Source organism: Silvania confinis (genome assembly GCF_025564085.1).
Classification (GTDB): domain Bacteria; phylum Pseudomonadota; class Gammaproteobacteria; order Enterobacterales; family Enterobacteriaceae; genus Enterobacter; species Enterobacter confinis.
Map to the genome: position 1 here is coordinate 1 of NZ_JAMGZJ010000026.1, position 410 is coordinate 410.

Genomic DNA, 410 nt, shown 5'->3' on the forward strand with positions numbered 1-410 from the left:
GCTCTGGGGCGAGCCGCTGGCCGCGGTCGACGGGCATATCCGCCGAGTGCGCGCCGCCGCCAAGGCCCAGGGACGCGATCCGCGCTTCTCGGTGTCATTCCGGCCGATCGTCGCGGATACCGAGGAGGCCGCCTGGAAGCGTGCCGCCGAGGTGCTCGAACAGGTCCGCGAGAACCGTGCGCGCCTCGGTCTGCCGCTGCGCGACCACCAGCCGCAGAACGTCGGTTCGCAGCGCCTGCTGGCCGCCGCCGAGCAGGGCGAGGTGCTCGACAGCCGTTTGTGGACCGGCGTGGCCCGGCTGACCGGGGCGCGCTGGAACTCCACCGCCCTGGTAGGCACCCCCGAGCAGGTTGCCGCTGCGCTTGGCGAGTACTACCGGCTGGGCGTCTCGACCTTCCTGATTCGAGGCT

Annotated in this window: 1 protein-coding gene; it reads left to right on the forward strand. The window is 72.4% G+C overall.

The features are described 5' to 3' along the window. Nucleotides 1-410 (forward strand): LLM class flavin-dependent oxidoreductase (locus M8013_RS00115; protein WP_271265818.1); only part of this gene is annotated, 410 nt, incomplete at both ends.